Raw genomic sequence first — 8,552 nt, 5'->3', positions numbered from 1 at the left:
CGGCGATCTTCAGCCCGCCGTGCCGGAATTCCTCGGTCCACGGCTTCAGCGCAATCACTACGCCTGCCACGGCACCGAGCAGCAAGGCCAGCGTGTTCACCCGAATCCGCGACTGCCTGCTGAAGGTATCGGCGAGTTCCTCGGCGGCCTTGGCCTCCGGTGCGCCCGCGGTACGTGCTGCCTGCGCCCGCACGCAGGCGGCCGAGATCGCGAACAGCTCGGCGCCGATATCGACAATGCGACCGAGGAAGTTCTGCCGGTACTCCAGACCCGCCTGCCAGCGCGCCATTGCATACATCAGCGACCTGGCCTGTTTGCGGGAGCTGCGTTCGACAAAGCGCAGATGCCGGGCCAGCGGTCCGAATTCGGCATAGGTCGCCGGTACCGTGCCCGCGCCGACCGCCAACTGCGGGAACCACTTGGCATAGAACCCACCCGCGCCGACCGCGGCCTTGGCCTTGTCCTTCAACTCGGCATTCCGGTCGACCAGCGCACCGGCGGCGGACATGTGCGCATCGGCCATCTCCCGGGCGATCAGCAGGCGCATGATCTCGCTGGAGCCCTCGAAGATGCGGTTGATCCGCAGATCCCGGACCAGCTGCTCGGCCCCGACGGCGCGCTCACCGCGGGCCCGCAACGAGGCCGCCGTCTCATAGCCACGTCCGCCGCGGATCTGTACCAGTTCGTCGGCGATCTGGCAGCTCATCTCACTGGCCCAGAGTTTGGCCAGCGCCGCCTCGATGCGGATATCGTTGCGGCCCTCGTCGCACATGGTGGCCGAGAGGTCGAGCGCCGCCTCGAGTGCGTAGGTGGTGGCGGCGATGAAGGAGATCTTCTCCCCTACCGCGGCGTGTTCGCCGACCGGGCGACCCCACTGCACCCGCTGCGTGCACCACTGCCTGGCGATCTTGAGCGACCATTTCGAGGCCGCCGTGCACAGCGCCGGTATGGCGAGTCGTCCGGCGTTCAACGTGGTCAGCGCGATTTTCAGCCCGTCGCCCTCACGGCCGACGAGATTGCGCTTGGGTACCCGGACATTGTGCAGGCGGGTTACGCCGTTCTCGATACCGCGCAGGCCCATGAACGAATTGCGGCGCTCCACGGTGATGCCGGGCGAATCGGCCTCGACGATGAAGGCCGAGATGCCGCCGCGGTGCCCCTCGCTCTTGGGTATCCGGGCCATCACCACCAGCAGTTCGGCGACCACGCCATTGGTGGTCCACAGCTTCACGCCATTGATCTCGTAGGCCTCGCCGTCCTCGGTCGGGGTGGCGATGCTGGCCATCCGGGCCGGGTCGGAGCCGACATCGGGCTCGGTGAGCAGGAATGCGCTGACCGCGCCCGCCGCACAGCGGGGCAGGAACTCGGCCTTCTGCTCCGCGGTGCCCGCCAGCTTCAGCGGTTCGGGCACGCCGATCGACTGGTGCGCCGAAAGCAGTACCCCCAGGCTGGGGTGCGCGGAGCCGACCAGCATCAGCGCCCGGTTGTAGCCGACCTGGGAAAGCCCTTGGCCGCCGTACTCCTGCGGAATCTTGAGGCCGAAGCAGCCGAGTTCGGCCAGGCCCTTGACGTACTCGTCCGGAATCTTGGATTCCGCCTCGATGACGCTGCCGTCCAGCGATTCGCAGAACGGCCGCAGCCGGGCCAGATAGGCCTCGGTGCGCGCCGCGTCCTCGGCGCTCGGCTCGGGGTACGGGTGGATCAGATCGAGCCGGAACCGGCCGAGAAACATCTCCTTGGCGAACGATGGTTTGGCCCAGCCGGTTTCGCGGGATTCCTCGACCAGTGCGCGGGCCTGTTCTTCGGTGGCGTCGACTTTTGCGGTAGTCGCCATGATGTCCTCCTCGGACGTGATCAGGATCACATTAGAGTGTAGGAGGGTTTGTTACCGGCCGGTAGATGTTCAGGTAGAGCGTTATCTATTGATCGCTAATGATCTTGATAGAGCGGCAAATGGGCCGCTAACGCTTGCCGGGGCGCCGGGCGGACAGATTGTCTTGACACCGGGTTCGGAATGTGGAGTAGTGGCTGATACGTGCCCGGCGACGGCGGCGACGTGGCCCGTATTCCCTTGGAGGGCAGGGATGTTATTGCGGCCTGGGCAGGTGTTCGCGGGCTATTCGATTGTGCGGCCCCTCGGATCCGGCGGCATGGGCGCGGTCTATCTGGCCGAGGATCCGGCGCTGCCGCGACAGGTGGCGTTGAAGGTGCTCGCCGAAAACCTCGGCGCCGATCATCGCTACCGCAGCATCTTCCGGCGTGAGGCCGATCTGGTGTGCCGCCTGGACCATCCCAATGTCGTCTCGGTCTACAACCGGGGTGCGGAGGGCGAGGTCCTATGGATGGCGATGCAGTATGTGGACGGCACCGACGCGGGTGAACTCATGCGCAAGGAACCGAGCGGATTGGCGCCGAACCGGGCGGCGCGCATAGTCTGCGAGGCCGCCAAGGGGCTGCATCACGCGCATGAGCAGAATCTGCTGCACCGCGACGTCAAACCATCGAACATCCTGGTCGCCGCCGGTGCCGAGGGCGAGCGCGTGCTGGTCGCGGACTTCGGGCTGGCGCGCACCCTCGAGGAGGCTGCCACCGTCACCGAAACCGGTTGGCGCGCATGTACTCCCGCCTTCGCAGCGCCGGAGGTGCTGGCGGGGCGCGCGGTGGATCGCCGGGCGGATATCTATTCCCTCGGTGCGACGCTGCTTGCGCTGCTCACCGGATCGAATCCGAACGGCCACGCACCGACGCCAGCAGGGACCCGAACCGTACGGGACAACCCGCAGCTCACCCGGGTCCGGCCGGATATACCACCGGCGCTCGACGAGGTGATCGCCCGCGCCATGGCGGCGGATCCGTGGCGGCGCTATCAGACCTGCACGGAGTTCGCGCGGGCGGTGGAACTGGCGATCAGCGATACCGAGCGGTGGCCGCATCGGTGGGGGTTGTCCGGTCTGGTTCGTGCTCCGCGCGGCCGTATCGCCGTACTCGGCGGGATTGCCGCCGCACTGGTGGCCGCGGTGACGACCGCTGTCTGGCTGATGCCCCATCGATCCGATGGCGCGGCCCCGGTGGTTGTGTCGAAGACGAGCGCCGCCCCGCCCGGGCTGCTGCGGTGCTATTGGCGCGTGCGAGTCCCGCTCGGCACCGACTTCTATCTCGAATTGCCCAGCGGGGCAGCCGATCACGACGATGCGCACTGTGCCCTCAATGAGGGCGATCGTGGCGATTCGGTGACGGCCCTGCGGCAGGCGCTGAACATGTGCCACGGCATCCAGCTGGATGCGACGACGGTGTACGACGCCCCGATGAAGCGCGCCATTCGGCATCTGCAGCTCGACTACGGTGCCGCGGTCGACGGCATCTACGGCCCGGAGACGCGGGCCAAAGCCGTCCAGTGGCCGGTATTTCGGGTCGCCGACGGTGCCTTCGACGGCCGCTGCGCCCCGGCACCATAACCACCGGCGCCGCGGCGAATGGGGCGGCGCGGCGCCGGACGGTTTGCCGGTATCCACCTTCGTCGAGGCGTTCTCCGCGCATATGGACGAGGAGCGCCAGCGCACGCTCGAGGCGCGCTTGGAGCTGTAGATCGCCGCTGGCCGGGCCGCCGAGGTCATCGGGGAGCTGGGCGCGCTGACCGCGCGGCATCCGCTGCGCGAAACCCCCTCGGATCGACCCGGGACAGGTGACAACTACAACCTGCACATGGTGACAACCACCGCAGGGCAACTGCGACTACCGGTATCCACTTCCCTCGCCGTACCGAGTCTTTCGGCTACACGCTGCGCAGATAGCGACCGAAGTGCGGCACCGTGAACCCGATGGTGCCGCGCTCGGCCGAATAGATCAGGCCCTTCTTGATCAATCCGTCGCGGGCCGGTGACAGCGAGGCGGGTTTGCGGCCGAGTTCACTGGCCACCGCGGCGGTCGGTACCGGACCGTCATCGCCGGCCAAATCGGCCATTGCGCGCATATATTCGCGTTCGGCGGGAGTGGCGCGTTCGTATCGGGAACCGAAGAATCCGACGGCGAGTTCCTCTTCGGCGCTCGGTGCCGCCACCTCGACATCCTCGGCGGTGATCGGGCTCTCCGGCGCCTGATCCCAGGCGGCCTTGCCGTAGGCCTGGACGAAGTACGGATACCCATCGGCCCGCTGGTACAGGGCATCCAGGGCGGCCTCGGTGAATTTCACCTCCTCGCGCTCAGCGGGTGCGATGAGGGCGAGGTCGGCGGATTCGCGGTCCAGCCGATCGATGCGGTGGTAGCTGAACAGACGCTCGGAGTAGCTCTTCGAGGCCGAGAGCACCGCGGGCAGGTGCGGCAGTCCGGCACCGACCACGATCAAAGGTGCGGCGTCCTGGCTCAATTCGTGACAGGCGCCGCAGATGGCGGAGATATCGGCCGGTCCTAGATCCTGCATCTCATCGATGAAGACCGCGATGCCGACGCCGATATCGCTGGCCAGTCCGGCCGCCTCCTTCAGCAGTTCGATCAGATCGATCTCGATATCGCCGGAGTCGGCGCGACCGGTCACCGCGGGCACATCGATACCGGGCTGCCAGCGCTCCCGCATGCCCTTATCGGCGGTGGAGCGCAGCGCGAAAGCCTTGAGTATGCCGAGGAAGTCGTCGACGCGCTCCTGATTGCGGTGCGCCATGGCGATGGCACGCACGGCCATATGCAGTGCCGAGGACAGCGGGCGGCGCAGTTCCTGATCCGGTCGCGCCTCGATTTTGCCGGTACCCCAACCGCGCGAGACGGCGCCGGAACGAAGCTGGTTGAGCAGCACGGTCTTTCCGACACCGCGCAGTCCGGTGAGCATGACGCTGCGCTCCGGCCGGCCGCGCGCGATCCGCTCCAGCACGATGTCGAAGGCCTTGAGTTGCTTATCGCGCCCGGCAAGTTCGGGTGGGCGCTGTCCGGCTCCGGGAGCATACGGATTCCGCACGGGGTCCATGCCCAGACACCGTAGCGCGTCTCGTCAGCCGAATCTGGCCATGTATACGGCGTGTCCTAGATATTGCTAGCGAACCATCGCAGTGTTGAATGGAGCGACCTGCAAGCAGTCGCTCACAACGTAGTTATTGCACTATTGCTATCGCCACGAAAGTCTCTACGCTGGTTGCGGTTCGGTATACCGTCCAGTACCGGATGGAACGGAGGGGCATGTCCGAGGAATCCACTCCCGCGACCACCGCTGAAGTGGTCGAATCGTGGAATGTTCCGGTCGGGGCCACCGTGGCCGCACGCATCCGCTCCAACATTCTGGTCGCGATCGAGCGTGGCTATGACGATCCGCAACTCGTCGCCGATCTCGCGGTCGGGCCGCTGGTGATGGCATTGGGGCAGCTCGAGGTCGGCTTGGCCGATGCGCGGCGCCGCATCGATGAACTCGAGCGTGCGCTGGCGCAGCGTGGCGGCGGGGCCGAGGAGTAGTCGGCGCCGAATCCCGTGGGCACGGTGTCGGATCCGGTCGGCACTCCCGATTCGATAACTCGCGGTGCGCCGCCGATACCGAGTTGTGACCATCCGGAAGTTTTCCGACTCCGGCCGCTCGTCCTGGGGTTTTTCGATCATCCGAGAACAACCTGCGCTGTGCGCTGGACAACATCGCGTCCGGGTCGTAATCTTCTCGTGACTTAGTGGAGTCTGTCGGTTCGTCAGAGGAGCGGCGCCACTGAGTCGCCGCCAAAACGGCTGTCGGGACCAATGATCCCGGCCGTCGTACCGGGACCCAGAGATTCAACTGGGAGTTGGGGCCGATCTGCCGGTCCGAACCGACAGCTGACCCGGTCGGCGGAAGAGCAGAAAGATCGGAGATACGGCTCGGTGGGTAAACACAGCTTGCAGCGGGAATCGCGGCTCCCGAATTCAGTCAAGGGTGCACTCGTCATGGGAGCAGTGGCCGCATCTACCGGTGCGATGCCCGCGATCCCCGCGATGGCAGCCACCATCAACATTCCCGGTATCGGCGATTTCGATGTTCCGGTTCCGCAGGAATTCGAACAGCAGGCCCAGGATCTGGGGCAGCAGCTCACGCAGGCGCTCGCCTCGATGCCCGCCGCGCCCGCGCCGCAGATCGCCCCGGAGGCCGGCCTGCCGAACGTCCCCGGTTTCTTCACCCCGGGTGTGGAGCAGATGTTCCACCACAACACCGCCAGTGACGTCGCGCTGGACGCCGCCAAGAGCAAGGTCGGCGCGCAGTACTCCTGGGGTGCCTCGGGTCCGTTCAGCTTCGACTGCTCGGGTCTGGTCCAGTGGGCCTACCGTCAGGCCGGAATCGAACTGCCGCGTACCAGCTTCGAACAGTCGCACGTCGGTGCGCCGGTCGCCTTCGAGAACCTGCAGCCCGGCGATATTGTCGTGACCAACGGTGGCGGCCACGTCGGCCTGTACGCGGGCGACGGCAAGCTGCTCAATGCGGTCCAGTCCGGCCAGCCGGTGTCCTACACCCCGCTGCGCCCCGACATGGTTGTGACGGCACGCCGTATGGTCTAAGGGTGGCACCCGCCCAACCGACTACCAAGAACACCGCCCCGACACAAGCCCGTGTGGACTCGTGGACGTGGGCGGTGCGTCTTTTCAAGACCAGGTCCGCCGCCGCGGAGGCCTGTCGCGGCGGACATGTCCGGGTGAACGGCGTTGCGGCCAAACCGGCCCAGCATGTTCGCCCGGGTGATGAGGTGCGGATTCGCGCCGGCGGTATCGAGCGGATCGTCATTGTGGAGCTCATCGTCGTCAAGCGCGTCGGCCCGCCGATCGCCGCACAGTGCTTGATCGATCGCAGTCCACCGCCGCCGTCCCGGGAGATTCTGGCGGTCGTGCCGCGCCGCGATCGTGGGTCGGGTCGGCCGACCAAACGAGAGCGCCGCGAGACCGATCGTCTGCTGGGCCGCAACGAGGGTTGAGCCTCATTCGTTGGTGCCGCCGCGGCTTGATCCAGAGGCTGTTATCGAGGTTCGCGAAATCGGTTGTCGCCTGGGCGAGCTGATGGTTGCGTCGTTACTTTGCGCGGGTGGTCGCGGCCGCGATTCGGCTGGCCGCGAGCGCCGCCGCGGCGATGGTGCACAGTGCGCCGAGCATCATGGCCGATGCCTCGCCCGGCACCAGAACGTGTAGTTGCGAGCCGACCGTCACGGCGGCGACCGGGACGCCGACCTGCGCCGCGGCCAAGGTGCCGAATGCGATCGGCTGTCCTGCGATACGGGTCGTGAGGTGCGCGAGAACCGCACCGATGCCGAGAGCCAGACCGAGCACGATGAGCCGGGGGTGGTCGCCGAACTCGCGCAGGTTGAGCCGGGCACCCAGCCAGACGAAAAACAGCGGACCGAGAAAGCCGTCATTGATGGCGAACAGTTGGCGGGCGACCCGGCGCGGCTCGCCGACCCCGGCGACCGCCAGTCCGGCAGCGAATCCGGCGAGCATGATCGACACATAGGTTCGGGTTGCCAACGCGCACAAGGCGAACAGCACCGCGAGGCTGACCCGCAGTTCCAATGCGAACCCGCGATCCTCGGACAACCGATGCACCCGCCGCCGCGTACCCGATAGTTCCAGCTGTCGCAGCACCATGAACAGCACGGTGGCGGCTGCCGCGACCGCGATGGCGCCGAGTGCCGCGCGACCTGCGTTGCCGGGATCGATCACCAGCGGCAGCGCCACCACGCAGGCGGTATCGGCGATTGCGACCTGGGCGGTCAGGGCCAGCACGGGATTACCCTGCAGACCGAGCGAATCGACAATGGGCAGCACCAGTGCCGCCGATGAGGACGCCATCAGCACCGCGTAGACCGCGCCGTGTCCGGTATCGAACCAGCGGGCAATGCCGAAACCGCCCACGGTGGCCAGCAATCCGACCAGCACCGCCCGGATCGCGCCCCTGCCCAGTGCGGAACGGACGGCCGGATCACGCACCGGAACATGGCTGCCCGCCACGAACATGACCAGCGCGAAACCCATATCGGCGAGGAAGGTGAACAGGGGATCGGTGGCGTGCAGAATGCCGAATCCGGTGGTGCCGAAGACGATGCCAGCGGACAGTTCGCCGAGGATCACCGGTATATGCCAGGCCTGCCGCAGTGCGAGCAGCGGACCGCACAGTCCGAGCGTGATGACCAGGGCGAGGGTGGAGAAGGTCATCGCGGCATGGCGGCAATCTTCGCCGGAATAGCGATATTCTCATCGGCCCAGTGGACCGCGCAGACGCGGTGGTAGCCATCGGCGATCACCATCGGAACCTCGGTGCGGAAGTCGCCGCGCACCAGCAGGATCGGCGAGAGCGACTTGCGATTGTTGATCTTGATGAGATCGCGCCGGACATACGGATTTTCGGGCGAGACCAGCTCGAGTCGGGCCGCTCGCAGGATGTCCTTGGCCTTCTTGTGCACGATCGGGGCGGTGCGCAGATCCGCGATAACCGCATCGACGATATCCGGTCCGGCGAGCAGTTCCAGATAGTCGGCGGCCGCCGGATAGTCGTGCTCATCGGGCTGGTCTTTCCATGTCACGGGGAGGATTTCGGTCGCCATGGCGCCCATCATCGCGCTCGACGCACC

General features: G+C 66.6%; 9 protein-coding genes. 5 read left to right on the top strand and 4 right to left on the bottom strand.

Annotation, left to right across the window (positions count from 1 at the left end; genetic code table 11):
- Positions 1-1,834 (bottom strand): acyl-CoA dehydrogenase family protein (locus tag ABZW16_RS31385; protein ID WP_354959707.1); only part of this gene is annotated, 1,834 nt, incomplete at its 3' end.
- Between the two features lie 250 nt (positions 1,835-2,084).
- Here ABZW16_RS31385 and ABZW16_RS31380 point away from each other — a divergent pair.
- Complete coding sequence (locus ABZW16_RS31380; RefSeq protein WP_354959706.1) at positions 2,085-3,455, top strand: serine/threonine-protein kinase; 1,371 nt, start codon at positions 2,085-2,087, stop codon at positions 3,453-3,455.
- Positions 3,421-3,585: a hypothetical protein gene (locus ABZW16_RS31375; protein WP_354959705.1), complete on the top strand. Its 165-nt coding sequence runs from the start codon at positions 3,421-3,423 to the stop codon at positions 3,583-3,585. Before ABZW16_RS31380 ends, ABZW16_RS31375 begins: the two co-directional genes overlap by 35 nt.
- Positions 3,586-3,772: 187 nt before the next feature.
- On the opposite strand, the gene ABZW16_RS31370 is transcribed toward ABZW16_RS31375, so the two are convergent.
- Positions 3,773-4,954 (bottom strand): ATP-binding protein, encoded by a 1,182-nt coding sequence (locus ABZW16_RS31370; RefSeq protein WP_354959704.1) that lies wholly within the window; start codon positions 4,952-4,954, stop codon positions 3,773-3,775.
- Between the two features lie 209 nt (positions 4,955-5,163).
- Here ABZW16_RS31370 and ABZW16_RS31365 point away from each other — a divergent pair, with 209 nt between their 5' ends.
- The 3 genes from ABZW16_RS31365 to ABZW16_RS31355 all read left to right on the top strand — a co-directional run bounded on the left by ABZW16_RS31365 (position 5,164) and on the right by ABZW16_RS31355 (position 6,905).
- A complete protein-coding gene (locus ABZW16_RS31365) occupies positions 5,164-5,433 on the top strand; it encodes a hypothetical protein (RefSeq protein WP_354959703.1) in 270 nt (89 codons plus the stop codon).
- A 456-nt stretch (positions 5,434-5,889) separates the two neighbouring features.
- Positions 5,890-6,495 (top strand): NlpC/P60 family protein, encoded by a 606-nt coding sequence (locus ABZW16_RS31360; protein WP_354959702.1) that lies wholly within the window; start codon positions 5,890-5,892, stop codon positions 6,493-6,495.
- A 2-nt stretch (positions 6,496-6,497) separates the two neighbouring features.
- Positions 6,498-6,905, top strand: coding sequence for an RNA-binding S4 domain-containing protein (locus ABZW16_RS31355; protein WP_354959701.1), 408 nt, complete (start codon positions 6,498-6,500; stop codon positions 6,903-6,905).
- Positions 6,906-6,999: 94 nt separating this feature from the next.
- Here the strand turns inward: ABZW16_RS31355 and ABZW16_RS31350 are convergent, their stop codons facing one another.
- Both ABZW16_RS31350 and ABZW16_RS31345 read right to left on the bottom strand, forming a co-directional pair.
- Positions 7,000-8,136: a cation:proton antiporter gene (locus ABZW16_RS31350; protein ID WP_354959700.1), complete on the bottom strand. Its 1,137-nt coding sequence runs from the start codon at positions 8,134-8,136 to the stop codon at positions 7,000-7,002.
- Entirely contained in the window at positions 8,133-8,525 is a 393-nt protein-coding gene (locus tag ABZW16_RS31345) for a hypothetical protein (protein ID WP_354959699.1), read from the bottom strand. Before ABZW16_RS31345 ends, ABZW16_RS31350 begins: the two co-directional genes overlap by 4 nt.
- Positions 8,526-8,552: the final 27 nt, after the last annotated feature.

Source organism: Nocardia sp. NPDC004604 (assembly GCF_040609795.1).
Classification (GTDB): Bacteria; Actinomycetota; Actinomycetes; order Mycobacteriales; family Mycobacteriaceae; genus Nocardia.
This window is presented reverse-complemented; position numbering and strand designations above follow the sequence as displayed.